21 protein-coding genes are annotated in these 25044 nt (G+C 72.9%); 13 read left to right on the top strand and 8 right to left on the bottom strand.

The features are described from left to right. The first annotated feature begins 46 nt into the window (after positions 1 to 46). The gene (locus ACSUPT_RS20480) at positions 47 to 1333 is read left to right on the top strand and encodes a helix-turn-helix domain-containing protein (RefSeq protein WP_436945202.1); all 1287 of its coding nucleotides are present in this window, start codon (positions 47 to 49) and stop codon (positions 1331 to 1333) included. A gap of 109 nt (positions 1334 to 1442) precedes the next feature. Here ACSUPT_RS20480 and lon read toward each other — a convergent pair whose 3' ends face one another. Then, positions 1443 to 3872 (bottom strand): endopeptidase La, encoded by a 2430-nt coding sequence (lon, locus tag ACSUPT_RS20475; protein WP_436945200.1) that lies wholly within the window; start codon positions 3870 to 3872, stop codon positions 1443 to 1445. 229 nt (positions 3873 to 4101) lie between these two features. On the opposite strand from lon, the gene ACSUPT_RS20470 reads away from it, so the two are divergent. From ACSUPT_RS20470 to ACSUPT_RS20435, 8 genes are all read left to right on the top strand, one after another. Beyond that, positions 4102 to 4527 (top strand): DUF4259 domain-containing protein, encoded by a 426-nt coding sequence (locus tag ACSUPT_RS20470; RefSeq protein WP_436945198.1) that lies wholly within the window; start codon positions 4102 to 4104, stop codon positions 4525 to 4527. A 51-nt stretch (positions 4528 to 4578) separates the two neighbouring features. Beyond that, positions 4579 to 5076 (top strand): YfbM family protein, encoded by a 498-nt coding sequence (locus ACSUPT_RS20465; RefSeq protein WP_351965840.1) that lies wholly within the window; start codon positions 4579 to 4581, stop codon positions 5074 to 5076. 134 nt (positions 5077 to 5210) lie between these two features. Next, a complete protein-coding gene (locus ACSUPT_RS20460) occupies positions 5211 to 5870 on the top strand; it encodes a GNAT family N-acetyltransferase (RefSeq protein ID WP_361658701.1) in 660 nt (219 codons plus the stop codon). A gap of 56 nt (positions 5871 to 5926) precedes the next feature. After that, on the top strand, positions 5927 to 6739 hold the full coding sequence (locus ACSUPT_RS20455; RefSeq protein ID WP_436945196.1) for a spermidine synthase: 813 nt from the start codon (positions 5927 to 5929) through the stop codon (positions 6737 to 6739). 83 nt (positions 6740 to 6822) lie between these two features. Then, complete coding sequence (locus ACSUPT_RS20450) at positions 6823 to 7560, top strand: response regulator transcription factor (protein ID WP_351965843.1); 738 nt, start codon at positions 6823 to 6825, stop codon at positions 7558 to 7560. Positions 7561 to 7868: 308 nt separating this feature from the next. Next, complete coding sequence (locus ACSUPT_RS20445; protein ID WP_351965868.1) at positions 7869 to 8942, top strand: HAMP domain-containing sensor histidine kinase; 1074 nt, start codon at positions 7869 to 7871, stop codon at positions 8940 to 8942. Between the two features lie 301 nt (positions 8943 to 9243). Then, entirely contained in the window at positions 9244 to 13101 is a 3858-nt protein-coding gene (locus ACSUPT_RS20440; protein WP_351965844.1) for a multifunctional oxoglutarate decarboxylase/oxoglutarate dehydrogenase thiamine pyrophosphate-binding subunit/dihydrolipoyllysine-residue succinyltransferase subunit, read from the top strand. A gap of 131 nt (positions 13102 to 13232) precedes the next feature. Further along, positions 13233 to 13412, top strand: coding sequence for a DUF6104 family protein (locus tag ACSUPT_RS20435; RefSeq protein ID WP_023586593.1), 180 nt, complete (start codon positions 13233 to 13235; stop codon positions 13410 to 13412). 69 nt (positions 13413 to 13481) lie between these two features. Here the strand turns inward: ACSUPT_RS20435 and ACSUPT_RS20430 are convergent, their stop codons facing one another. Next, positions 13482 to 14363, bottom strand: a complete 882-nt coding sequence (locus tag ACSUPT_RS20430) for a hypothetical protein (RefSeq protein WP_403503252.1) — start codon at positions 14361 to 14363, stop codon at positions 13482 to 13484. 205 nt (positions 14364 to 14568) lie between these two features. On the opposite strand from ACSUPT_RS20430, the gene ACSUPT_RS20425 reads away from it, so the two are divergent. Then, positions 14569 to 15618 (top strand): helix-turn-helix transcriptional regulator, encoded by a 1050-nt coding sequence (locus ACSUPT_RS20425; protein WP_436945194.1) that lies wholly within the window; start codon positions 14569 to 14571, stop codon positions 15616 to 15618. A 27-nt stretch (positions 15619 to 15645) separates the two neighbouring features. Here the strand turns inward: ACSUPT_RS20425 and ACSUPT_RS20420 are convergent, their stop codons facing one another. The 5 genes from ACSUPT_RS20420 to ACSUPT_RS20400 form a co-directional block, all read right to left on the bottom strand. Continuing rightward, complete coding sequence (locus ACSUPT_RS20420; RefSeq protein WP_436945192.1) at positions 15646 to 17079, bottom strand: glycoside hydrolase family 5 protein; 1434 nt, start codon at positions 17077 to 17079, stop codon at positions 15646 to 15648. A gap of 121 nt (positions 17080 to 17200) precedes the next feature. Continuing rightward, the gene (locus ACSUPT_RS20415; protein WP_404144575.1) at positions 17201 to 18169 is read right to left on the bottom strand and encodes a zinc-binding dehydrogenase; all 969 of its coding nucleotides are present in this window, start codon (positions 18167 to 18169) and stop codon (positions 17201 to 17203) included. Between the two features lie 233 nt (positions 18170 to 18402). Then, the gene (locus ACSUPT_RS20410) at positions 18403 to 18849 is read right to left on the bottom strand and encodes a hypothetical protein (RefSeq protein ID WP_436945191.1); all 447 of its coding nucleotides are present in this window, start codon (positions 18847 to 18849) and stop codon (positions 18403 to 18405) included. Continuing rightward, positions 18846 to 19112, bottom strand: a complete 267-nt coding sequence (locus ACSUPT_RS20405; RefSeq protein WP_399216844.1) for a hypothetical protein — start codon at positions 19110 to 19112, stop codon at positions 18846 to 18848. Before ACSUPT_RS20405 ends, ACSUPT_RS20410 begins: the two co-directional genes overlap by 4 nt. Before the next feature lie 293 nt (positions 19113 to 19405). Then, the gene (locus ACSUPT_RS20400) at positions 19406 to 20629 is read right to left on the bottom strand and encodes an NAD(P)-dependent malic enzyme (RefSeq protein ID WP_436945189.1); all 1224 of its coding nucleotides are present in this window, start codon (positions 20627 to 20629) and stop codon (positions 19406 to 19408) included. A 955-nt stretch (positions 20630 to 21584) separates the two neighbouring features. Between ACSUPT_RS20400 and ACSUPT_RS20395 the strand changes: the two genes are divergently transcribed. Genes ACSUPT_RS20395 through ACSUPT_RS20385 form a run of 3 tightly spaced genes read left to right on the top strand, consistent with a single transcriptional unit; the run spans position 21585 to position 24320 of the window. Next, a complete protein-coding gene (locus ACSUPT_RS20395; protein ID WP_351965852.1) occupies positions 21585 to 22574 on the top strand; it encodes an ABC transporter substrate-binding protein in 990 nt (329 codons plus the stop codon). 43 nt (positions 22575 to 22617) lie between these two features. Next, complete coding sequence (locus ACSUPT_RS20390; RefSeq protein ID WP_351965853.1) at positions 22618 to 23556, top strand: amino acid ABC transporter permease; 939 nt, start codon at positions 22618 to 22620, stop codon at positions 23554 to 23556. After that, the gene (locus ACSUPT_RS20385; protein WP_351965854.1) at positions 23553 to 24320 is read left to right on the top strand and encodes an amino acid ABC transporter ATP-binding protein; all 768 of its coding nucleotides are present in this window, start codon (positions 23553 to 23555) and stop codon (positions 24318 to 24320) included. Before ACSUPT_RS20390 ends, ACSUPT_RS20385 begins: the two co-directional genes overlap by 4 nt. 110 nt (positions 24321 to 24430) lie before the next feature. Here ACSUPT_RS20385 and ACSUPT_RS20380 read toward each other — a convergent pair whose 3' ends face one another. Beyond that, on the bottom strand, positions 24431 to 24886 hold the full coding sequence (locus tag ACSUPT_RS20380; RefSeq protein ID WP_351965855.1) for a hypothetical protein: 456 nt from the start codon (positions 24884 to 24886) through the stop codon (positions 24431 to 24433). Positions 24887 to 25044 lie beyond the last annotated feature (158 nt).

Raw genomic sequence — 25044 nt, 5'->3', positions numbered from 1 at the left:
TTCGGGTGTTCGGGGCCATGCAAGCCTCGGGTGCGGCGGGTGGGCAATGAGCCAACCCCGCCGAGAAGTGGGCACGCACACTTGTGTGTCCGCCGGCGGCGCGGTGAGAATCCCACGCATGATCAAGGGGGGATTGCCCCCACTTGGCCTGGGGGAGGCCGAGGAGCGGGCATATGAGGCTTTGCTGCTGGAACGGGCCGATCGCGTCGAGGGGTTGGCGAGGCTCCTGGGGCTTCCGAGGGAACGGGTGGACACCGCGCTCGACCGGCTGGTGGAGCACGGCTTCGCCCATCCCGCGGACCCCGCGGGGGGCGGCGGGCTGCCGCACCCGGCGGCCCCGGCGGCCGCGATCCGCACTCTCATCGACCGCCGCCAGGCCGAACTGCACCGCCGCGTCGTGGAGTTGGAGCGGCTGCGGCTCACGGCGGAACGGCTGGCGGCGCGGCGGACGGCCGGGCCGGCCGGGGGCGGGTGCGCCGTGGAGGTCGTCACGGGCCGGGACGCGGCGGGCGAGCGGGCCGGCCGGCTGCTGGCCGGTGCGGAACGCGAGGTGCTGCTGATGGACCGGGCCCCGTACGGGGCGCTGGGCACGGGACTGGACGTGGGCGGGCTGCTCGCGCGGGGCGTCGAGGTGCGGGCGGTACTGGACCGGGCCGGCCTCTCCTCACCTGCGCGGGCGCGGGCGGTGGCCGCCCTGGCCCGGCGGGGGCTGCGGGTGCGGATCGCGGCGGGGGTGCCGACGCGGCTGGTGACGGTGGACCGGCGGGTGACGCTGCTGCCGCCGTCGGACGCGGCGGACCCGGGGGCGTACGGCCTGGTGGTGGCCGACGCCCGGCTCCGGGAGGCGCTGGTGCCGCTGTTCGACGCGGTGTGGGACCGCGCCACGCCCTGGAACGGCACGCCGAGCGGGGACCACGGGGGCGGTGCCTACGGCCGGGACGGTGCCGGAGACCAGGACGGTGCCGGAGACCAGGACGGTGCCGCGCGCGACGACCACCGGGGCGGTGCCGCGCGCGACAACCACCGGGGCGGTGCCGGGGACCAGGACGGTGCCGCGCGCGACGACCACCGGGGCGGTGCCGGGGACCGGGACGGCGACCGGCTCGCGGCCGGGGACCGGGGCGGTGCCGGGCACGGGTGCGGCGGGCCCGAGCAGCGGGAGTTGCTGCGGCTCCTCGCGGCGGGCCTCAAGGACGAGGCCATCGCCCGCCGCCTGGGCGTCCACGTCCACACCGCGCGCCGCCGCATCAGCCGCCTCCTGGAGGCCTTGGAGGCCCGTACCCGCTTCCAGGCCGGCGCCCGGGCCACCGCCAGGGGCTGGCTCGACCCGTAGAGCCGAGGCCCCGGTCGTCGGGGCGGCGGCCCGCACACGACCCCACCGCACCCGCCCGGCGGCCCGCACGCGCCCCCACCGCACCCGGCCGGCCCGGCCACGCCCCCGGTCAGGCGGCGACGGTCGCCGCCGCGGTCAGGTCCTCCGCCGCCTCCGCCGACTCGGCGGGCGTCAGGGCGATGTCCAGGACCTGGCGGACGTCCGTCACCGTGTGGACCTCCAGCTTGTCGAGGACCTCGGCGGGCACGTCGTCCAGGTCCGCCTCGTTCCGCTTGGGGATGACGACCGTGGTGATCCCCGCCCGGTGCGCGGCGAGCAGCTTCTGCTTGACGCCGCCGATCGGCAGGACGCGACCGGTCAGCGACACCTCGCCGGTCATCGCCACATCCGTCCGCACCAGTCGTCCGCTGAGCAGGGAGGCGAGCGCGGTGGTCATGGTGACGCCGGCGCTCGGCCCGTCCTTGGGCACCGCCCCGGCCGGGAAGTGGATGTGGACGCCCCGGTCCTTCAGGCCCGTCACGGGCAGTTCGAGCTCGGCGCCGTGCGAGCGCAGGTACGACAGGGCGATCCGCGCGGACTCCTTCATCACGTCGCCGAGCTGACCGGTGAGGGTCAGGCCCGTCGCGCCCGTCTCCGCGTCCGCCAGCGACGCCTCCACGAACATCACGTCGCCGCCCGCGCCGGTGACGGCGAGACCGGTCGCCACACCGGGCACGGACGTCCGGCGCTCGGCCGGGTCCTGGGCGGACTCGGGCACGTGGTGCGGACGCCCGACGAGGTCCCGCAGATCGTCCACGCCGACGGTGAAGGGCAGCTCGCGGTCGCCCAGTTCCGCCTGCGCGGCGACCTTGCGCAGGAGGCGGGCGATGGAGCGCTCCAGGTTCCGCACGCCGGCCTCGCGGGTGTACTCGCCGGCGAGCTTGCGCAGCGCGGCCTCCTCGATCGCCACCTCGTCCCGGTCGAGCCCGGCCCGCTCCAGCTGGCGCGGCAGCAGGTGGTCGCGGGCGATGACGATCTTCTCGTCCTCGGTGTAGCCGTCGAGCCGGACGAGCTCCATGCGGTCGAGCAGCGGCCCGGGGATGGCCTCCAGCACATTGGCGGTGGCGAGGAACACCACGTCGCTGAGGTCCAGTTCCACTTCGAGGTAGTGGTCGCGGAACGTGTGGTTCTGCGCCGGGTCGAGGACCTCCAGCAGCGCGGCGGCCGGGTCGCCCCGGAAGTCGGAGCCGACCTTGTCGATCTCGTCGAGGAGGACGACGGGGTTCATGGACCCGGCCTCCTTGATGGCGCGGACGATCCGGCCGGGCAGGGCACCGACGTACGTGCGCCGGTGGCCGCGGATCTCCGCCTCGTCCCGCACGCCGCCGAGCGCGACCCGCACGAACTTGCGGCCCATGGCGTGCGCGACCGATTCGCCGAGGCTGGTCTTGCCGACGCCCGGCGGGCCGACCAGCGCGAGGACGGCGCCGCCGCGGCGCCCTCCGACGACGCCGAGGCCCCGGTCGGCGCGGCGCTTGCGGACCGCCAGATATTCGGTGATGCGCTCCTTCACGTCGTCCAGGCCGGCGTGCTCGGCGTCGAGGATCTCGCGGGCGCCGCGGATGTCGTACTGGTCCTCGGTCCGCTCGTTCCACGGCATCTCCAGGACCGTGTCCAGCCAGGTGCGGATCCACGAGCCCTCGGGCGACTGGTCGCTGGCCCGCTCCAGCTTGTCGACCTCCTTGAGGGCGGCCTCGCGGACCTTCTCCGGCAGGTCGGCGGCCTCCACGCGGGCCCGGTAGTCGTCGGTGCCGCCGTCGGGGGCCTCGCCGTTCAGCTCGCGCAGCTCCTTGCGCACGGCTTCGAGCTGGCGGCGCAGCAGGAACTCGCGCTGCTGCTTGTCGACGCCCTCCTGGACGTCCTTGGCGATGGACTCCGCGACGTCCTGCTCGGCGAGGTGGTCGCGGAGTTGCTCGGTGGCGAGCTTCAGCCGGGCGACGGGCTCGACGGTCTCCAGCAGGGCGACCTTCTGGGCGGTGGTGAGGAACGGGGAGTACCCGGAGTTGTCCGCGAGGGCGGAGACGTCCTCGATCTGCTGGACCCGGTCCACGACCTGCCAGGCGCCGCGCTTGCGCAGCCAGCTGGTGGCGAGCGCCTTGTACTCCTTGACCAGCTCCGTGACGGCGCCGGGCAGCGGGTCGGGCACGGTCTCCTCGACCTGGGTGCCCTCCACCCACAGGGCGGCGCCGGGCCCGGTCGTGCCGGCCCCGATCCGCACGCGGGCCCGGCCCCGGATGAGCGCGCCGGGGTCGCCGTCGGACAGCCGCCCGACCTGCTCGACCGTCCCGAGGACGCCGATCCCCGCGTACGTCCCGTCCACGCGCGGCACCAGCAGCACCCGCGGCTTGCCGCTGCCCTCCCGCACGGCGGCCTGGGCGGCCTCGACGGCGGCGCGCACCTCGTTGTCGGACAGATCCAGCGGCACCACCATCCCCGGCAGCACGACCTCGTCGTCGAGCGGCAGCACGGGCAGGGTGAGCGGTGAGGACGTCGAAGCCATGATCTCCCCTTCGGCAGTCAAGTTGAGCTTTATCGACTCAATGCTTCTGAGCCCCTGGACGTTCCCGGCTCTTGTTCGCTGTGAGCGATCGGCCGATGACGGGGCGGGCCGCCGCTGCGGGGCGAAGAGCCGCCCGCGCCCGTGTCAGTGCCGCCTGCCACGATGCCCGGACGCACCACCGGCCACGCGCCGCGCCCCACGGGGCCGGCGCCGTTCGAGGAGCACACGGATGGGCACCTGGGGACCCGGTCCCTTCGACAACGACACCGCGGCCGACTTCGCCGACACCCTGGACGAGACCGCTCCGGAGGGGCGGGCCGCCCTCGTCCGGGACGCGCTCGTCCGCGCGGCGGACACGCCGGGGTGTCTCGACGCGGGCTTCGCCGACGAGGCCGTCGCCGCCGCGGCCCTCGTCGCCGCGCAGTGCCCCGGGGGCGAGGGCGCCGATCCCGTCTACGGGCCCGGTGAGCCGCTGCCGGACCTGACCGGCCTGCGCCCGCTCGCCGTGGAGGCCCTGGACCGGGTCCTCTCCGAGCCGTCCGAGCTGCTGGAGCTGTGGGCGGGCGCCGGCGGCGCCCGCTGGCGCGCGGGCGTCGGCCGGCTGCGCGACGCGCTCCTGCCCGAACCGCCGGGTGAGCGGCCGCGCCTGGCATGACGGCCCGCCCGGCCGGGATCCGTTGTCAGTGGCGGCGCCTACGATCCGCTCATGAGCATGATCGGAGAGTACGCGAGGCTGACGGCCGACGAGTTCGCGCGGGCGCTGCGCGACCCGGAGTGGGCCGGGGAGCGGGTGCGGGAACTGGTCGAGGCGGAGCTGGAGGGCGGCGGCGGTGAGGCGCGGTGCCTCGACACCGACAAGGCGTGGCACGCCCTGGACTTCCTGCTGACCCGGATCGGCTTCCCCGTCGACGTCGTCTTCGGCGAGGAGTCCATACCGGGCGCGGAGGACTGGGGGTACACGCCGCCGCGCTGCCTGACGCCGGAGCGGGTGCGGGCCGCCGCCGACGCGCTGCGGGCCACGCCCGTCGAGCGGCTGGTCGAGGGGGTCGGGCCCGAGGACCTGGCGAGGGCCGACGTGTATCCGGTGGTCGTCTGGGAGCGCGGCGAGTCGCTGGAGTACGCGACGGCCTACTACGAGGCGCTGGTGCCGTTCTTCGGCGCCGCCGCCCGCGACGGGGACGGCATGCTCATGTGGCTGGACTGAGCGGCGCCGCCCGGCTCCGGCCGCCGGGGCGCCCCGCGGCCGGACCGCCCCGTCGGGCCCGGTGTCCGTGGCGCCCCGCCCGCCCCGGCCGATATCTCCTTGCGCACGCGGACCCCCTGGCATGTAATGACCGGATGGACAATGCAGATATTACGGCGGCCTGGGTGCGGGGCTGGGCCGTCTCCCGCGGCACGCCACCGCCCGTGGACCAGCCGTGGGGCTACCGGATCGACGTGGGCCTGGGCCGCCACGTCTTCCGGCACGTCCTGCCCGAGCCGGACGAGGCCTCGGTGCGCAAGCTCTGCGAGACGGTGCACCAGCCGTACGCCTGGCTGAAGGTCCTCGCCGAGCCGGAGGAGGTCGCCGGCTGGATCACCCCCGAGTGGACCGTCCCGGACGACCCCGGCTTCATGATGTACACCGCTCTGCGCCCCGGCCCCGCCCCTGACCTGCCCGCCGGGTACGGGCTGCACGTCGAGACCCACGAGGGCGTCCACCTCGTGCGGGTCCTCGCGGCGGACGGCTCGCTCGCCGCGCGCGGCCAGGTCGCCCCCACGGGCCGCACGGCGGTGTTCGACCAGATCGAGACGTACGAGGGCCACCAGCGCCGGGGCCTCGGCAGCGCCGTCATGCGCCTCCTCCACAACGCCGCGGCCGGAGCCGGGGCCGCCACCGGCGTGCTGAGCGCCACCGTCCAGGGGCGGGCGCTCTACACGGCGCTGGGCTGGCGGTACCAGGGCCCGCTCACCGGAGTCGTCCGCGACGGCAGCGCGGTCCCGGACGGCCCCGCGTAGGCGGACGCCCGCCCGAACCACGGAACGCGACACGGGGGTTGCCTAAAGTGGGGCGCATGCCCGTGACGCTCGACCGACGTGAAGGCCCGTACGGTGAAGTCGTGCTGCGGCAGCGCGACGACCACTTCGAGATCATCGCCAACGGCACCTTCCTGATGGACACCTCCGACGGCCGCTCCGAGCGGCTGCTCGTCGACGCCGCCCTCCAGGCGCTGAAAGGCCGGGGGGACCGCAGCGCCGGCGGCACCCGCGCCCGCACCGCCGACGCCGACGACTCGCGCACCGCCCGCGCCGACGGACCCGGGACCGGCCACGCCGCAGACGCAGACGCAAACGCAGACGCAGACGCGCCCACCGACGCCGGGGACGGCCGCCGTCCCTCCGTCCTCATCGGCGGACTCGGCGTCGGCTTCTCCCTGGCCCACGCCGCCGCCGACCCCTCCTGGGGCCGCATCGCCGTCGTGGAGCGGGAGCAGGCCATCATCGACTGGCACCGCGCGGGCCCCCTCGCCGCGCTCTCCGGCAGCGCGCTCGCCGACCCCCGCACCACCCTGATCCACGCCGACCTCGTCGCGTACGTCCACGACCCGGACGTGGCCGACACCTACGACGCGCTCTGCCTCGACATCGACAACGGCCCCGACTGGACCGTCACCGAGGGCAACGACAGCCTGTACTCGCCCGCCGGACTGGCCGCGTGCGCGCGGCGCCTCAACTCCGGCGGCGTACTGGCGGTTTGGTCCGCCCGGCCGTCCGCCGATTTCGAAGAGTCCTTGCAGAATGCCGGTTTCACCGGGGTACGGACGGAAGAGATCCCGGTTGCCCGGGGCGTACCGGACGTGGTCCACCTCGGGGTTCGACCCGCGTAGCCTCGGCACGGCCGCTGCCTTTATGTTGTTGGGCGTACAGCGCACGGATCTACAGCTCGCGCAGGACGCGACAGGGGCGGGGCATGGAGCACGCACACACCAGCCACACCGGCAACGCGGTCACGCCGGGTACCCAGCGCCGGGTCCTGGTCGTCGAGGACGACACGACCATCGTGGAGGCCATCTCCGCGCGTCTGCGGGCCGAGGGGTTCCTCGTGCAGACCGCGTCGGACGGGCCGGCCGCGGTCGACGCGGCGGAGGCGTGGCAGCCGGACCTGATGGTCCTGGACGTCATGCTGCCGGGCTTCGACGGACTGGAGGTCTGCCGCCGCGTCCAGGCGCAGCGGCCGGTGCCGGTCCTGATGCTCACCGCGCGGGACGACGAGACGGACATGCTCGTCGGGCTCGGCGTCGGCGCGGACGACTACATGACGAAGCCGTTCTCGATGCGCGAGCTCGTCGCCCGCGTCCACGTGCTGCTGCGCCGTGTCGAGCGGGCCGCGCTGGCGGCCGTCACCCCCCGCAGCGGCATCCTGCGCCTGGGCGAACTGGAGATCGACCACGCGCAGCGCCGCGTCCGCGTCAAGAGCGACGACGTGCACCTGACGCCGACCGAGTTCGACCTGCTGGTCTGCCTCGCCAACACGCCGCGCGCGGTCCTCTCCCGCGAGCAGCTGCTCGCCGAGGTGTGGGACTGGGCCGACGCGTCGGGCACGCGGACCGTGGACAGCCACATCAAGGCGCTGCGCCGGAAGATCGGCGCCGAGCGGATCCGTACCGTGCACGGTGTGGGGTACGCCCTGGAGACCCCGGCGCCGTGAACCCCGGGCGCCCCGGAACCCGGGACCGCGACCCCGGTCAGGGCGGTCCGCCGGACAGGGACCGCGGGGGCCGCGCGGCCGAGCACGGCCCGACCGGGGGCCGTGGCGCCGAGGCCGCCGCGGGCGCGGACCGGCCGGCCGGGAGCCCCGCGGCCGGTACGCCGCAGAGCCCCCGGGCCGGCCTCGCCGAAGGCCCCCGGGCCGGCGCCGCGGAAGAGGAGCGTCTGCTCCCGGGCCGCGCCCTGAACGGCCCTCTGCCTGCCGAGGGCGAGGGCGAGGGGCGGTGCCGCGCCCGCCGGGGCCGCGGACTGCGCGGCCGGCTGCGCTCCGTCACCATCTCGATCAAGACGAAGCTGGGCAGCCTCGTCGTCGTCTCCGTCTTCATCACCACCGGACTGCTGCTGGTGGCGCTGCGCACCGAGACCGAGCTGCGGTTCATCACCGTCTTCTCGGTGATCGCGACCCTGCTCCTCACCCAGTTCGTGGCGCACGGCCTGACCGCGCCGCTGGACGAGATGAACAAGGTCGCCAAGGGCATCTCGCACGGCGACTACACCCGCCGCGTCCGGGGCGCCGACCGCCGCGACGAGCTGGGCGACCTCGCCTCCACCATCAACCGCATGGCGGACGACCTGGAGGCCGTCGACCGGCACCGCAAGGAGCTGGTCGCCAACGTCTCCCACGAGCTGCGCACCCCCATCGCCGCGCTGCGGGCCGTCCTGGAGAACGTCGTGGACGGCGTGTCCGCCGCCGACCCGGAGACGATGCGCACCGCGCTCGCGCAGACCGAGCGCCTGGGCCGGCTGGTCGAGACGCTGCTCGACCTCTCGCGCCTCGACAACGGTGTCGTACCGCTGCGCTCCCGGCGCTTCGAGGTGTGGCCCTACCTGTCGGGGGTGCTGAAGGAGGCCAGCCTCGCCGCCTCGCACCGGTCCGTCGGCTCCGGGGCGCGCCCCCACGCGCGCACGGACGTGCACCTGCACCTGGACGTGTCGCCGCCCGACCTGACGGCGCACGCCGACGTGGAGCGGCTCCACCAGGTCGTGGCGAACCTCGTCGACAACGCGGTGAAGCACTCGCCGCCGCACGGGCGCGTCACCGTACGGGCCCGGCGGGGGCCGTTCCCGGAGTCGCTGCGCCTGGAGGTGGAGGACGAGGGCCCGGGCATCCCCGAGTCGGAGCGGCACAAGGTCTTCGAGCGGTTCAACCGGGGCAGCGTCCCCTCGCCGCACGGTCCGGGCAGCGACGGCGGCACGGGGCTCGGCCTGGCCATCGCCCGCTGGTGCGTCGATCTGCACGGTGGCCGTATCGGTGTGGCCGAATCGGCACGGGGCTGCCGCATTCTCGTCACCCTTCCGGGGATTCCGCAGCAGCGCGGTTGACATAGGGTTCGAACCGGGGCCGCGAGGTGTCCGTGTACGTGTACGGGGTACGCGTCCGGCGCGGGGGCGGAACCGCTCAGGGGTGCGGACCAGGCAGGTCGCAGCTCCGCCGCGTGCTACCCGGTCACAGCCGGTCATCGTCGAACCACGCTTGTTTCCCGCCATTTCCGCGCGCGAAACCCGCGCTTCGATGTGATGTACGCGACGATGGCACGCCCCGCCTGCACCTTCCGCTCGTAGAGGCGTAGCCTTTATTTCCGCTGTCCATCACCTTGTGAAGCGGAAGAGGGCGGTTGCCGCCGTGTCGTCTCAGTCCCCCAGTAACTCGAGCATCTCGACCGACCAAGACGGCCAGGGCCAGAGCCCTGCGGCCGCCTTCGGAGCCAATGAGTGGCTCGTCGACGAGATCTACCAGCAGTACCTCCAGGACCCGAATTCGGTCGACCGCGCCTGGTGGGACTTCTTCGCCGACTACAAGCCGGGTGCCTCCGGCTCGGCGGACAAGCCCGCAGGCGAGGCTCCCGCGGCCTCGGGGGCCGCGGGCACCGTGACGCAGCCGGCCCCGGCCGCGGAGGCCACCGCACAGGCCCCCGCCGCCCCGGCCGCGCCCGCCGCCCAGGTCCCCGCCCCGGCCCCGGCGCAGCCCGCGCCCGCCGCTCCCGCGCAGGCCCCGGCGCCCGCTCCGGCGCAGGCCGCCCCGGCGGCCCCCGCCCAGCCCGCGCCCGCGAAGCCCGCCGCCAAGCCGGCTGCGGCCAAGCCCGCCGCGGCCCCGGCGACCGAGGCCCCGGCCGGCCCGGAGTACGTGACGCTCCGCGGCCCCGCCGGCGCGGTCGCGAAGAACATGGACGCCTCGCTGGAGATGCCGACCGCCACCTCGGTCCGCGCCGTCCCGGTGAAGCTGCTCTTCGACAACCGCATCGTCATCAACAACCACCTGAAGCGTGCCCGCGGCGGGAAGATCTCCTTCACGCACATCATCGGCTACGCGATGGTGCAGGCCATCAAGGCGATGCCCTCCATGAACTGGTCGTACCAGATCAAGGACGGCAAGCCGACCCTGGTCAAGCCCGAGCACGTGAACCTGGGCCTCGCCATCGACCTGGTGAAGCCGAACGGCGACCGCCAGCTGGTCGTCGCGGCCATCAAGAAGGCCGAGACGCTGGGCTTCTTCGAGTTCTGGCAGGCGTACGAGGACATCGTCCGCCGCGCCCGCGCGAACAAGCTCACCATGGACGACTTCACCGGCGTCACGGTCTCCCTGACCAACCCGGGCGGCCTCGGCACGGTCCACTCCGTGCCGCGCCTGATGCCCGGCCAGTCGGTGATCATGGGTGTCGGCTCGATGGACTACCCGGCCGAGTTCCAGGGCACCTCGCAGGACACCCTGAACAAGCTGGGCATCTCCAAGGTGATGACCCTCACCTCGACGTACGACCACCGCGTCATCCAGGGCGCCGCGTCCGGCGAGTTCCTGCGGATCGTGTCGAACCTCCTCCTGGGCGAGGACGGCTTCTACGACGACATCTTCAAGTCCCTGCGCATCCCCTACGAGCCGGTCCGCTGGCTGCGGGACATCGACGCGTCGCACGACGACGACGTCACCAAGGCCGCGCGCGTCTTCGAGCTGATCCACTCCTACCGGGTGCGCGGCCACGTCATGGCCGACACCGACCCGCTGGAGTACCGCCAGCGCAAGCACCCCGACCTGGACATCACCGAGCACGGCCTCACCCTGTGGGACCTGGAGCGGGAGTTCGCGGTCGGCGGCTTCGGCGGCAAGTCGATGATGAAGCTGCGCGACATCCTCGGCGTCCTGCGCGACTCGTACTGCCGCACCACCGGCATCGAGTTCATGCACATCCAGGACCCGAAGCAGCGCAAGTGGATCCAGGACCGCGTGGAGCGCCCGCACTCCAAGCCGGAGCGCGAGGAGCAGCTGCGCATCCTGCGCCGCCTGAACGCCGCCGAGGCGTTCGAGACCTTCCTGCAGACCAAGTACGTCGGCCAGAAGCGGTTCAGCCTGGAGGGCGGCGAGTCCGTCATCCCGCTGCTCGACGCCGTGATCGACTCGGCGGCCGAGTCGCGCCTGGACGAGGTCGTCATCGGCATGGCCCACCGCGGCCGCCTGAACGTCCTCGCGAACATCGTCGGCAAGTCGTACGCGCAGATCTTCCGCGAGTTCGAGGGCAACCTCGACCCGAAGTCGATGCACGGCTCCGGCGACGTGAAGTACCACCTGGGCGCCGAGGGGACCTTCACCGGCCTCGACGGCGAGCAGATCAAGGTCAGCCTGGTCGCGAACCCCTCCCACCTGGAGGCCGTCGACCCGGTCCTGGAGGGCGTCGTCCGCGCCAAGCAGGACATCATCGGCAAGGCCGGCACGGACTTCACCGTCCTGCCCGTCGCCCTGCACGGCGACGCGGCCTTCGCGGGCCAGGGCGTCGTCGCCGAGACGCTGAACATGTCGCAGCTGCGCGGCTACCGCACCGGCGGCACGGTCCACATCGTCATCAACAACCAGGTCGGCTTCACCGCCGCCCCGGAGTCCTCGCGCTCCTCGATGTACGCCACGGACGTGGCCCGCATGATCGAGGCGCCGATCTTCCACGTGAACGGCGACGACCCGGAGGCGTGCGTCCGCGTGGCGCGGCTCGCCTTCGAGTTCCGCCAGACGTTCAACAAGGACGTCGTGATCGACCTCATCTGCTACCGCCGCCGCGGTCACAACGAGGGCGACAACCCGCAGTTCACGAACCCGCAGATGTACACGCTGATCGACCAGAAGCGCTCGGTGCGCAAGCTGTACACCGAGTCGCTGATCGGCCGCGGCGACATCACCCTGGAGGAGGCGGAGCAGGCGCTCCAGGACTTCCAGGGCCAGCTGGAGAAGGTCTTCACCGAGGTCCGCGAGGCCACGGCGCAGCCCAGCCCGGCCGCCGGTGTCGACCCGCAGGCCGGCTTCCCGGCGGAGGGCGTGAACACGGCCGTCCCGCAGGAGGTCATCAAGCGGGTCGCCGAGTCGCAGGTCAACATCCCGGACCACATCACGGTCCACCCGCGCCTGATGCCGCAGCTCCAGCGCCGCGCGCAGTCGATCTACGACGGCACCATCGACTGGGGCATGGGCGAGACCCTCGCCATCGGCTCGCTGCTGATGGAGGGCGTCCCGGTCCGCCTCGCCGGCCAGGACTCCCGCCGCGGCACGTTCGGCCAGCGCCACGCGGTGCTGGTGGACCAGGTGACCGGCGAGGACTACACCCCGCTGCTCTACCTGTCCGACGACCAGGCCCGGTACAACGTCTACGACTCGCTGCTCAGCGAGTACGCGGCGATGGGCTTCGAGTACGGCTACTCGCTGGCCCGCCCGGACGCGCTGGTCATGTGGGAGGCGCAGTTCGGCGACTTCGTCAACGGCGCGCAGACGGTCGTCGACGAGTTCATCTCCTCGGCCGAGCAGAAGTGGGGCCAGACCTCCGGCGTCACGCTGCTGCTGCCGCACGGCTACGAGGGCCAGGGCCCGGACCACTCGTCCGCCCGCCCGGAGCGCTTCCTGCAGATGTGCGCGCAGAACAACATGACGGTCGCCATGCCGACGCTGCCGTCGAACTACTTCCACCTTCTGCGCTGGCAGGTGCACAACCCGCACCACAAGCCGCTGGTCGTCTTCACGCCGAAGTCGATGCTGCGTCTGAAGGCCGCCGCGTCGAAGCTGGAGGAGTTCACCACCGGCTCGTTCCGCCCGGTGATCGGCGACACGACGGCCGACCCGGCCGCCGTCCGCAAGGTCGTCTTCTGCTCCGGCAAGGTCTACTACGACCTGGAGGCCGAGCGTCAGAAGCGCGGTGTCACCGACACGGCGATCATCCGCCTCGAGCGGCTGTACCCGCTGCCGGGCGCCGAGCTCCAGGCGGAGATCGCCAAGTACTCGGGCGCCGAGAAGTACATCTGGGCGCAGGAGGAGCCGGCGAACCAGGGTGCGTGGCCGTTCATCGCGCTCAACCTGATCGACCACCTGGACCTGGCGGTCGGCGCCGACATCCCGCAGGGCGAGCGCCTGCGCCGCATCTCGCGGCCGCACAGCTCCTCCCCGGCGGTCGGCTCGGCCAAGCGCCACCAGGCGGAGCAGATCCAGCTGGTCAACGAGGTGTTCGACGCCTGACCGGCAGCCGTACGCGCGTACGCCGGAGGGCCCGGCACCCGAAGGGGGTGCCGGGCCCTCCGGCGTGCCGGGCGCCCTACCCTGAGAGGGACCACCCGGGGAGCGCCCCGGCAGGATTCAGGAGACGTGTCTTGTACTTCACCGATCGCGGCATCGAGGAGCTGGAGAAGCGGCGTGGCGAGGAGGAGGTCACCTTCGAGTGGCTGGCCGAGCAGCTGCGGACGTTCGTGGACCTGAACCCGGACTTCGAGGTGCCGGTCGAGCGGCTGGCGACCTGGCTGGCGCGGCTGGACGACGAGGACGAGGAGTAGCCCCGGCGGCCCGTCGGGCTGCGGGCCGCGCCACCGGGCCTTTCCCGTCGCCCCGGCGCCCGTCGGACCTCAGAGCGGCCCGTTGGGCCTGAGCGGCCCCTCGGCCCCTTCACGGCGCTGTACGGCCCCTTCACGGCGCTGTACGCCCTCGTCGCGGCGCTGTACGGCGCGGAGCCGCTCGTACGCGAGTCCCGCCGCGCCCTGCGCCGTGAGCAGCGCCCCCGCGGCGGTCCAGCCGGAGCGGGACGTGCGCCGGGCCAGGGCCCAGGCGAGCAGGGGGAGCCCGACGGCGACCTGGAGGCGGGCGAGGAGGCCCGGCAGCCGTGCCAGGGCCCCGTCGGGGACGCTCAGCTCGGCCCGTACGGCGTCGCGCCAGCCGTGGCCCTCCACGCCGCGGGCGTCCGGGTGGGCCTGGGCGGCGGCGCGCAGATGCGTGGTGGCCTCGCCGGGCTGGACGCCGGGCGGCAGTTCGAGGCCGAGCCGGGCGAGGACGGCGACGAGGCCCAGGAGGCGGGCGCGGGCGTCGGCGTCCGGGTCGGGGCGGGTGAGGGCCTGGAGGTCCTGCACGTCCAGGACCGGGTCGAGGCCCAGGCGCTCGGCGAAGGTCAGCATCGCCTCGTCCATCCCGACGGGCGTGCCGTCCGCGAGCCAGGTGTAGTCGACCGGGCGGCGGAACCCGTACGCCAGGGTGTGCCCGGCCCGTTCGCCGTCCCACCACAGGGCGACGACCGGCCAGGGGGCGCCGACGGCGAGGGCGGTGGCCCAGCCGGTGGCGATCCGCTCGACCGGTTCGGAGCCGTCCAGCCAGGGGCGGCCCTCCGGGACGAGGACGCTCCACTCCGCTCCCGCCGGGGCGAGGACGACATGCTCGCGCAGCAGGCGGGCGGGGGCGGCCACCGCGTCGGGCTCGGCCCGGCAGAGCAGCAGCGCACCGGTCGATGTCGCGTTCATGAGCCATACGCTAGGGCAATTCGCCCGGTTGTGACGGTTTCACGGCGGTCTTGACTTCCCTCATCCGCGATATATCGTGCAAGCGGGCCGCACACGCGATATGCCGCGTCTCCGCCTCCCGTCCGCCTCCCCGGGGAGCCGCGCCGCCCCGCGGCGCCGCCCCCGCCCCCGCGGCCCACGACGTACCCTCCGGAAAGGCTGTGCCATGCCCCCCGTCTTCGCCCACGGCCGTCTGCGGCTGTATCTGCTGAAGCTGCTCGACGAGTCCCCCCGCCACGGCTACGAGGTGATCCGCCTCCTGGAGGAGCGCTTCGAGGGCCTGTACGCGCCCTCCGCCGGCACGGTCTACCCCCGGCTCGCCAAGCTGGAGGCCGAGGGCCTGGTCCGGCACACCTCCGAGGGCGGCCGCAAGGTGTACTCGATCACCGAGGCGGGCCGCGCCGAGCTGGCGGCGCGCGAAGGGGAGCTGGCCGACCTGGAGCAGGAGATCCGCGAGTCGGTGTCCGAGCTGGCCGCCGGGATCCGCGACGACCTGCTGGGCACCGCGAGCCGGCTGCGCGGGGAGCTGCGGGCGGCGGCGAGCGAGGCGCGCCGCACGGCGGACCGGCTCGGCGGCGGCCAGGACCGGGAGGCGTGGCGCGCCGCGAAGGAGGAGCTGCGGCGGGCCAAGCAGGAGTGGCGCGAGCAGGCCCGGCGAGCCAAGGACGAGTCGCGCCGGGCCCGCGAGGAGGCGCAGCAGGCGCGCCGCCAGGCGCAGGAGGCCCAGGAGTGGGCCCAGCAGGAGATGCGGCGGGTCGCCCGGCAGGTGCAGGAGCAGCTCGCGCAGGGCGACTGGCCGGCCGGGGTGCGGGACGGGCTCGCCGACCTGACCGGCCGCCTGAGCGGCCTGTTCGGCGCCCCGGCGGGCGGCGGCGCCCCGGCACCGGCGGACGGCGCCCCGGCGGGCGACACCGCGGCGGACGGCGCCCCGGCGGACGGCGCCCCGGCACCGGCGGACGGCGCCCCGGTGGGCGGTGCCTCGGCACCAGGGCACGAGCCGGGCCCGGAGGGGGCGCCCGACTGGGCGGAGGACGCCACCACCGGCGACGACCCGGCACGCGACCTGGAGCGCCTGCTGGACCGGTTCCGCGACGAGGTGCGGGACGCCGCCCGCGACCACGGGGTGACGGCCGCGCAGCTGGCGCAGGCGCGCCGGCACCTGGGCACGGCGGCCGCCCGCCTCACCTCCCTGCTCCGCCCGGCCGACGAGGACTGACGGAGGCCCGGCGCGGCCCCGTGGCCGTCAGCGCGCGCTGACCCGCAGGGTGACCGTCGCGCCCGGCACCGCCCGTACCAGCACCCGCGTCGCCCGCCCAGCCGCCGGGACCTCCGTCCGGTCCGGCCGGGCCCGCCCCTCCACCCGGACGCGCCAGCCGCGCGCGGAGGGCGGCAGGGACAGCTCGGTGACGCCGGGCCGGGCGGTGTACACCACCCGGTAGGCGTTCTGCGCGTGGGCCTCCTCGCGTACCGCGCCCGCCACGGCCGGGGCGTACGGCGCGGCCGTGGCGTCCTTGTTCGCGCGGAACCGGCCCTCCGCGTCCAGCGCGCAGTACCCGCCGCCGTAGCACCACACGTAGCCCGCCCAGCCGGAGCTGTAGCGGTTCAGCGAGGCGAGGGCGTCGCGGTAGAAGCGGCCCATGTGCGGCAGGGAGTTGTTCAGCGGGCCCCACTCCCCCACGACGACGGGCACCTTGTACGCCTTGGGGTACTCCACGACCGCCGCCTCGTACGCCTCGATCCAGCCGGCTGCGGGGTCGTAGTCGGCGCCCGCCTCCATGGCGGTGTTGTAGAAGTGCGGGGCGTAGACGGTCTTCGGGTCGCCGATCCGGCCGAGCGCGGTCGGCACGCCCTCCCCGACGATCGGCGTGGGCTCCACGAACAGCCAGTTGTCCCGGTCCACGGCCCGCACGGCCGCGGCGAGCCGCCGGTACATGGGCGTCAGCTGCTCGGCCTCGATGCGGCGGGCGGCGGCCGCCAGGTCCTCGCCCTCGCGCAGTTCGCCCATCGGTTCGTTGATCAGGTCGTATCCGAGGACCGCCGGGTGGTCCGCGAACCGGGCGGCGAGGACCCGCCACATCGCGGCCTGGGCGCGGCGCAGATCCTCGTCCTCGTAGAGGTGGGTGAAGGCGCGCTGGACGGCCGGCTCGAAGTACTCGGAGAACCAGTCGTCGGGGCGCGGGGTGAACGGCAGCCCGTCGGTGCGGGTCGCCCACTCCGGGATGCCGCGGTGCCCGAAGGCCGGGCCGAACACGTCCTGGTGGGCGTCGATGACGACCTGGACGCGGTGCTTGTGCGCCCAGTCGAGGACGCGCTCGATCTTCCGCAGGTACGTCTCGCTGTACCGGCCCCGCCGGGGCTCCAGGTCGTCCCAGAAGACCAGGAGGCGGGCGAAGCCGAAGCCGTGGGCGGCCAGGTCGCGGAAGTGGCGCTCGGTGACGGCGGACAGGGCGGCGGCGCCGCGGTTCGCCTTGTCCTCGACGTTCCAGCCGCGCAGGGTCAGGACGCGCCCGCGGTCGTCGGTGAGCGGGGGGATGCCGTCACTGACGGCGGCGGCTCGCGGAAGCGCCCGCGCGCCGGGGGCTTCGTCCCGGGGGGCCGCGCCGGCCGGCGGGAAGGCCCCGGCGAGCAGGGCGGCGAGGGCGGCGGCGCAGACGGTGGTACGCGTGGGGCTACGCATGGTGGACCTCCGGCAGGCGTGACGTGACGCTCGTACGCGACGCGATGCCGGAGATCCCACAGCAGAAGTGACGAACCCTCAAGTACCGGTACGGAAAAGCCCGCTCCGTCGAGCCGGGGCGTCAGGAGGCGGGCGTGAGCACGACCTTCCCGAACAGGTCGCCCGACTCCATCTTGGCGAAGCCCTCGCGCGCCCGGTCCAGGGGCAGCACCTCGTCGATGACGGGCCGGACGCCGGTGGCGGCGCAGAAGGACAGCAGGTCCTCCAGCTCGTCCTTGGAGCCCATGGTGGAGCCGACGACCTTCAGCTCCAGGAAGAAGATCCGGGTCAGCTCGGCGTGCGAGGGACGGTCGCCGCTGGTGGCGCCGGAGATGACCAGGGTGCCGCCCGGCTTGAGCGACTTGACCGAGTGGGACCAGGTGGCGGCGCCGACCGTCTCGATGACGGCGTCCACGCGCTGCGGCAGCCGCGCGCCCGGCTCGAACGCGTCGACGGCGCCCAGGTCGACGGCGCGCTTGCGCTTGGCCTCGTCCCGGCTGGTGGCGAAGACCCGCAGGCCGGCCGCCTTGCCCAGGACGATCGCGGCGGTCGCGACCCCGCCGCCCGCGCCCTGGACGAGCACGGAGTCGCCGGGGCGGACCCCGGCGTTGGTGAAGAGCATGCGGTACGCGGTGAGCCAGGCGGTCGGGAGGCAGGCGGCCTCCTCGAAGCTGAGCTCCTTCGGCTTGGGCAGCACGTTCCAGGCGGGCACGGCGACCCGCTCGGCGAACGTGCCCTGGTAGCGCTCGGTCAGGATGGAGCGGGGCTCACGGGGCCCGACTCCGTGGCCGGTCTGGCCGATGACGGAGTGGATGACGACCTCGTTGCCGTCCTCGTCGAGTCCGGCGGCGTCGCAGCCGAGGATCATCGGCAGCTTGTCCTCGGGCAGGCCCACCCCGCGCAGGGACCACAGGTCGTGGTGGTTGAGGGAGGCGGCCTTGACGGTGACGGTGGTCCAGCCCGGCCGTACCTCGGGCTCCGGGCGGTCACCCAGCTCAAGGCCGTTGAGGGGCTGATCGCGGTCGATACGTGCGGCATAGGCAGCGAACATGGCCCTGAGACTAGGCGTGTTCGGTCACCGGAAGGAACCACGCCCCTGTGTGACACGCGTCCCTCCGAGGTCCCGAGCGCCTCGGACGGCACGCCCCCGCCCCGCAGCCTCACCACCCGCCGCGAGGGGGCACCCGGCGCACGGCGGCCGCCGACACCGACACCGGGTGACAAGGCCACCCCACCCGCCCGCACGAATGCCCTGGTCGTCACTCCAGTGCGGGCGGTGTCTCCTCAGACCTTCTCGATGCGCACGGGGTGTCCCGAGAGGAGTTGACTCATGTCGTCGGTGTCGGAGGTGAAGACCGTCGTCTGGGCTCCCCGCACGGCTGCCTGCCCGGCCACGGCCGCCAGAACGGCGTCGATGGCGTACTTGCGTCCATGCAGGCCGGCTCCTTTCAGCATGTCGCGTGCCATGGCGATCACCTGGTCGTCCGTGTGCACGATGCGAATCCGGGAGAGGGTCCAGTTCCACAGTGCCTGCCTCGACGTTTCACGAGGGTCCCATGCTTCCAGGGTCGTGAGCGCCGAGGTGACGATCGGGATGTCCATCCGCGGTGCCGTCTTGATCAGCGCAGCCATCTCCCGGTCACCCTGAACCGCCTTGGAGAGAGCCTCGGAGTCGAACACGAAGACGCGCTGCCGCGGCCGGAGCGGCTTGGCTCGGGCGGTGCGGCTCACGCGGCCTCGTCCGAACTCGATCGCCGCTCGTCATGCCAGTCGTCAATAGCGGCGATGCGGTCCAGCGCTGCTTGCTGCTCGTCGTCCGTCACGGAGCCGTGCTCCTCTTCGAGGCGCTCGGCCCATTCGCGCAGTCGGTCCATGGCGTCCTGATGAGCGGCGGCGGCCGCGATATACCCGGACACCCCGCGCGCATCGACGCGCTCCTTGATCGACTCCACCAGTTCTTCCGGCACGGTGATGGTGATCTTCCGCGTGGCCATACTGCAAGTATGGCAAGGTCGGCGAGGTATGACCTCCTCCCCTCGGGACGCCGCTTCCGAAAGCACGGTCTCCAGGGCCCGTACGTCACGTTCACCGAAGGGCCGCGCCCCCTCCCCCGCACGGGGAGGGAGCGCGGCCCTCGGGACTCGTGTCGTATCGGTCCGCCCGCCTGGACCGGCGCGGGACCGACCGGCTCACACCGGCACGGGCACACCCCTCACGTCGGTGCGAGCGACCCGCCCCACGTCCGCGGGGCGCCCGGCCGTGCTCCGGCGCGGGCGCCCGGCTCGCGTCAGCGGCGGGCGACGCCCTCCGCGCGGGCGGCCGCCGCGACGGCGGCGGTGACCGCGGGGGCCACGCGCTCGTCGAACGGCGACGGGATCACGTAGTCGGCGGCGAGGTCGTCGCCGACGACGTCCGCCAGCGCGTTGGCCGCCGCGATCTTCATGCCCTCGGTGATGCGGGAGGCCCGCACCTGGAGGGCGCCCGCGAAGATCCCGGGGAAGGCCAGCACGTTGTTGATCTGGTTCGGGAAGTCCGACCGGCCGGTGGCCACGACCGCCGCGTACTTGTGGGCGACCTCCGGGTGGACCTCCGGGTTCGGGTTGGCCATGGCGAACACGAACGAGTTCGGCGCCATCGACGCGACCGCCGGCTCCGGCACCGTACCGCCGGAGACGCCGATGAAGACGTCGGCGCCGGCGAGGGCCGACTCCAGCGATCCGGAGAGCCCGGCCTTGTTGGTGATCTCGGCGAGCTCCCGCTTGACCGGCGTCAGGTCCTCCCGGTCCCGGCTGACGATGCCCTTGCGGTCCGCGACCGCCACATCGCCGAGACCGGCCTCCAGCAGGAACTTCGCGATCGCCACGCCGGCCGCGCCCGCGCCGGAGATCACGGCGCGCAGCTCGCCGAGCCCGCGCCCGGTGAGCTTGGCCGCGTTGCGCAGGGCCGCCAGGGTGACGATGGCCGTGCCGTGCTGGTCGTCGTGGAAGACCGGGATGTCGAGGCGCTCCTGGAGCTTCCGCTCGATCTCGAAGCAGCGCGGCGCCGAGATGTCCTCCAGGTTGACCCCGCCGAAGGAGGGGGCGAGCCGGACGACGGTCTCGACGATCTCGTCGGCGTCGGTCGTGGCGAGCGCGATGGGCACCGCGTCCACGCCGCCGAACTGCTTGAAGAGGATGGCCTTGCCCTCCATCACGGGGAGGGAGGCCTCGGGCCCGATGTCACCGAGGCCCAGGACGGCCGTGCCGTCCGTGACGACGGCGACGACCTGGGACTTCCAGGTGTAGTCGTGGACGAGTTCGGGACGCTCGGCGATGGCGCTGCACACCTTCGCCACACCGGGCGTGTACGCGAGGGACAGGTCGTCCTTGTCGCGGACCGGGACGGTGGCCTGCACGGCCATCTTGCCGCCCCGGTGGAGGGCGAATGCCGGGTCGAAGGGTTCGTCCGAAGCGCCGCGCGTACCGCCGTCGGTATCGCTGTCGCTACGAGGGTTGACGATCTCCGCTGCCATTGGGTTGACCCCTTAATTCTTCATGGTCTGAGGGTGGCCACTCCTGGTTGAGGAGGGGTGGGCGGGCACCGCGTCCGTGCCTCGCGGCAGGCGGTTGGCCCGCCCCCGCGGGGACTGGTACGAACGCGCGGGCGCGCCGCACAACGCGCCCTGAGCCCCGGATGAGGGGTGTAAGGGTCCTTCTTACCTGACGGAGGGCCCGGCAGACGAGTCGGATTCGCCGCGAGAACGGTCACCCCGCCCGCGGAGCCCGCCGACCGCGTCCGGTAAGGGGCGCACAACCGGCCGGTAGCTTTCCCGGGGGTGTCCCACGGGCGACGCGGAGGCGTCCGGCGGGGACGCCGGACGCCCCGTACGGGTCGCCGTGCGGGCCCGCCGGAGCACGCCCACGCGCACCCTCGGGAAGGGACGCGGGCCGCGGCCGGGAGCACCCGGCCACCACCTCGCCGATCGCCGGGCACCGCACGCCCGACCGCCGGGCACCGCCCGTCCGGCCGCCGGGGCACCGCCCGTCCGGCCGCCGATCACCGCGCGCCCGGGAAAGGGGCGACCGCCCCGTTCGGGCATTCGGACGAAACGGCCCATCGCGGCCGGTCACCGGGGGTTCACGTATCCGGTCATTCGCGCCCAGAGCGCACCGCGAGCCGGTGACATGACTCATAGGCGAATGTCTGGACAAGTCCTCCCCGGCGCCGGATTGCAACTCCAATCCCGTCCGGATAGCGAGATCGACAGGAGATTTTCCGGCGCGTCTCCGGTGTGTCCGCAGAAGGTCCGGCCATGGTGGGCCGGGTTGTTGAGGTTCAGGGGTCACCCGTTACCCGATTTTGACATGCTGAGCCCCTTGTTCGGGGTGGTCCGAATGGCAAGATGCCGTAATCACACGAGGTCGCGACACCCGAAGGTGCGTGCCCGACCCCTTGGCATTCCTTTCACCCTCCGGAGGAACCCGACCATGACCGCAAGCACCACCCACCGCCCGACCGCCGCGAAACCCCGGACGCTGCGGGCGTCCCGGACCGTCGCGGTCGCGGCCACCGCGGTCGCCGGCGCCATGCTGCTCACCGCGTGTGGCGACCAGACGCAGAACGGTGCCTCCGAGAAGGAGACCAAGGGCTCGGCGGTCGCCTCCGCCCCGCTGGCCGACAAGCTGCCGAAGGACATCCGCGACAAGGGCGTCATCAAGGTCGGCTCGGACATCGCGTACGCCCCTGTCGAGTTCAAGGACAAGGACGGCAAGACGGTCGGCATCGACCCCGACCTGGCCGACGCCATGGGCAAGCAGCTCGGCGTGAAGTTCCAGTTCGAGAACGGCACCTTCGACACCCTGATCACCGGTCTGCGCGCCAAGCGGTACGACATCGCGATGTCCGCCATGACGGACACCAAGGACCGCCAGCAGGGCATCGACTCGGAGACGAAGAAGAAGGTCGGCGAGGGCGTCGACTTCGTCGACTACTTCAACGCCGGCGTCTCGATCTACACCAAGAAGGGCGACGACAAGGGCATCAAGTCCTGGGCCGACCTCTGCGGCAAGAAGATCGTCGTCCAGCGCGGCACGGTCTCCGAGGACCTGGCGAAGTCCGAGTCGAAGAAGTGCGTGGACGGCAAGAAGCCGGCCATCACGATCGAGGCCTTCGACACCGACCAGCTCGCCCAGACCCGTCTGCGCGCGGGCGGCGCGGACGCCGGCTCCTCCGACTTCCCGGTCGCCGCGTACACCGTGAAGACCTCCGGCGGCGGCAACGACTTCCAGATCGTCGGCGAGCAGGTCGAGGCCGCCCCGTACGGCATCGCGGTCGCCAAGAACAACACGCAGCTGCGCGACGCGATCAAGGCCGCCCTGGACGCGATCATCGCCAACGGCGAGTACAAGAAGGTCCTCGACAAGTGGGGCGTCGCCCAGGGCGCCGTGACCGAGGCCAAGATCAACGGCGGTTCCTGATCCAAGGCCGGGCACCCACAGGCCACTGAGAGGCACCACCACTGTGACAACTGACATCGAGAAGAAGGGCCCGGAGGGCGCGCTCCCGCCCTCCGGTCCCGAGGCGATCAAGGCGATCCCGGTCCGCCACTACGGCCGGTACATCAGCGCCGCCGTCGCCATCGCGGCCTTCGTGGCGATCGTCTACGCGTTCGCGCAGGGCAAGATCAACTGGGGCGCCATCCCCGACTACTTCTTCGACGACCGGATCATCGAGGGCGTCGGCCAGACGCTGCTGCTGACCGTCCTGTCGATGACCATCGGCATCGTCGGCGGCATCCTGCTCGCCGTCATGCGGCTGTCGAAGAACCCGGTGACGTCGTCCATCGCCTGGTTCTACATCTGGTTCTTCCGCGGCACCCCGGTCCTGGTCCAGCTCTTCCTCTGGTTCAACCTGGGCCTGGTCTTCGAGTACATCAACCTCGGCCCGTTCTACAAGGACGAGTGGTCCGACTTCATGACGCCGTTCCTCACGGCGCTCCTGGGTCTGGGCCTGAACGAGGCCGCGTACATGGCCGAGATCTGCCGCGCGGGCCTCCTCGCCGTCGACGAGGGCCAGACCGAGGCGTCCCACGCCCTGGGCATGAGCCACGGCAAGACGCTGCGCCGCATCGTGATCCCGCAGGCGATGCGCGTCATCGTGCCGCCCACGGGCAACGAGGTCATCAACATGCTCAAGACGACCTCGCTGGTGGCGGCGGTGCAGTACTTCGAGCTGTTCAAGCACGCCCAGGACATCGGCCAGACGTCCGGCGCCCCGGTGGAGATGTACTTCCTCGCGGCCGCCTGGTACCTGATCATGACCTCGGTCCTGAGCGTCGGCCAGTACTACCTGGAGCGGTACTACGCGCGGGGCAGCTCCCGCTCGCTTCCGGCCACCCCGTGGCAGAAGGTGAAGACGCACGTGCTGTCGTTCTCCAGCCGGCAGGGAGGCAAGGCATGACCGCGAACGCCATGGTGAAGGCCGAGGGCGTCCACAAGTCCTACGGCGCCGCGCACATCCTGAAGGGCATCGACCTGGAGGTCGCGCCGGGCGAGGTGTTCTGCCTCATCGGCCCGTCCGGCTCCGGCAAGTCGACGTTCCTGCGCTGCATCAACCACCTGGAGAAGATCAACGCCGGCCGGCTGTACGTCGACGGCGAGCTGGTCGGCTACCGCCAGAAGGGCGACAAGCTGTACGAGCTCAAGGACAGCGAGGTCGCGCTGAAGCGGCGGGACATCGGCATGGTGTTCCAGCGCTTCAACCTGTTCCCGCACATGACGGCCGTCGAGAACGTCATGGAGGCGCCGGTCCAGGTCAAGCGGGAGTCCAAGGCGGTGGCCCGCGAGCGGGCGCTGAAGCTGCTGGACCGGGTGGGCCTCGGCGACCGCGCCGGCCACTACCCGTCGCAGCTGTCCGGCGGCCAGCAGCAGCGCGTCGCGATCGCCCGCGCGCTGGCCATGGAGCCCAAGCTGATGCTGTTCGACGAGCCCACGTCGGCGCTCGACCCGGAGCTGGTCGGTGACGTCCTGGACGTCATGCGGGACCTGGCCGAGTCGGGTATGACGATGGTCGTCGTCACCCACGAGATGGGCTTCGCGCGCGAGGTCGGCGACTCGCTGGTGTTCATGGACGGCGGTGTGGTCGTCGAGTCGGGCAACCCGCGCGACGTCCTGACGAACCCGCAGCACGACCGGACCAAGGCGTTCCTGTCGAAGGTGCTGTAGCGGCCGCGGCCGTGAACGCCCGAAGGGGCGCCGCCCGCCAGGTCCTGCCTGGCGGGCGGCGCCCCTCGCCCGGGTCCGCCCCCGTTCCGGACGGGCGGCCCGGAGCGGTGTCAGCGGCCGGAGACGTACGCGATGGGGCCGGCGGCGCTGTAGACCGGCTTGCCCTTGGCGCCGTCCTGGGCGACGACGGTGAAATGGACGAGGTAGCGGCTGGTGCCGCCGAGCTTCCCCTCGGGGAAGTCGTAGTTGCACGTCACCGTCTTTCCGGCGCCCTTGGTGTTGTGGCACTCCCCCGTGCGGATGATGTATCCGGACGTGCCCTTCTTCTTGCGGTCGCCGAGCTTCCACTTCACCACGCTGCGCAGCCCGTCGGCGTAGTTGTCGGTGACGGTGAACTTGTCGCCGTCGGAGTAGAAGCACGCGAAACCCGGCTTGTGCAGCGGGGTCGAGCAGAACTCCGTGTAGCCCGGGCCCGTCTTGGCGTGGGCCGCGCCGCTCATGGCGAGCACGCTCGCGATGGCCGTGCCCAGCACACCGGCAGCCTTGGCGGCACGTCGTATCCTCATGCGCATTACCTCCCGTTTTTCGTGACCCGGTCAGGTCGGTCGGGGTCACGGAGGAGCACGCTAGTGGCGGAAAGCGGTCCGGCAGGGCCCGCGCGGGAAATTCTGAGGAGAATCTGAGGCTCCACTTGTTTCCCCCTCCCCGCCCCCGCAGATAAACG

It is taken from the genome of Streptomyces sp. SudanB25_2051 (genome assembly GCF_964272635.1).
In the GTDB taxonomy this organism is placed as follows: domain Bacteria; phylum Actinomycetota; class Actinomycetes; order Streptomycetales; family Streptomycetaceae; genus Streptomyces.
The sequence above is the reverse complement of the archived record's forward strand: the minus strand, read 5'-3'. Positions and strand labels throughout refer to the sequence as shown.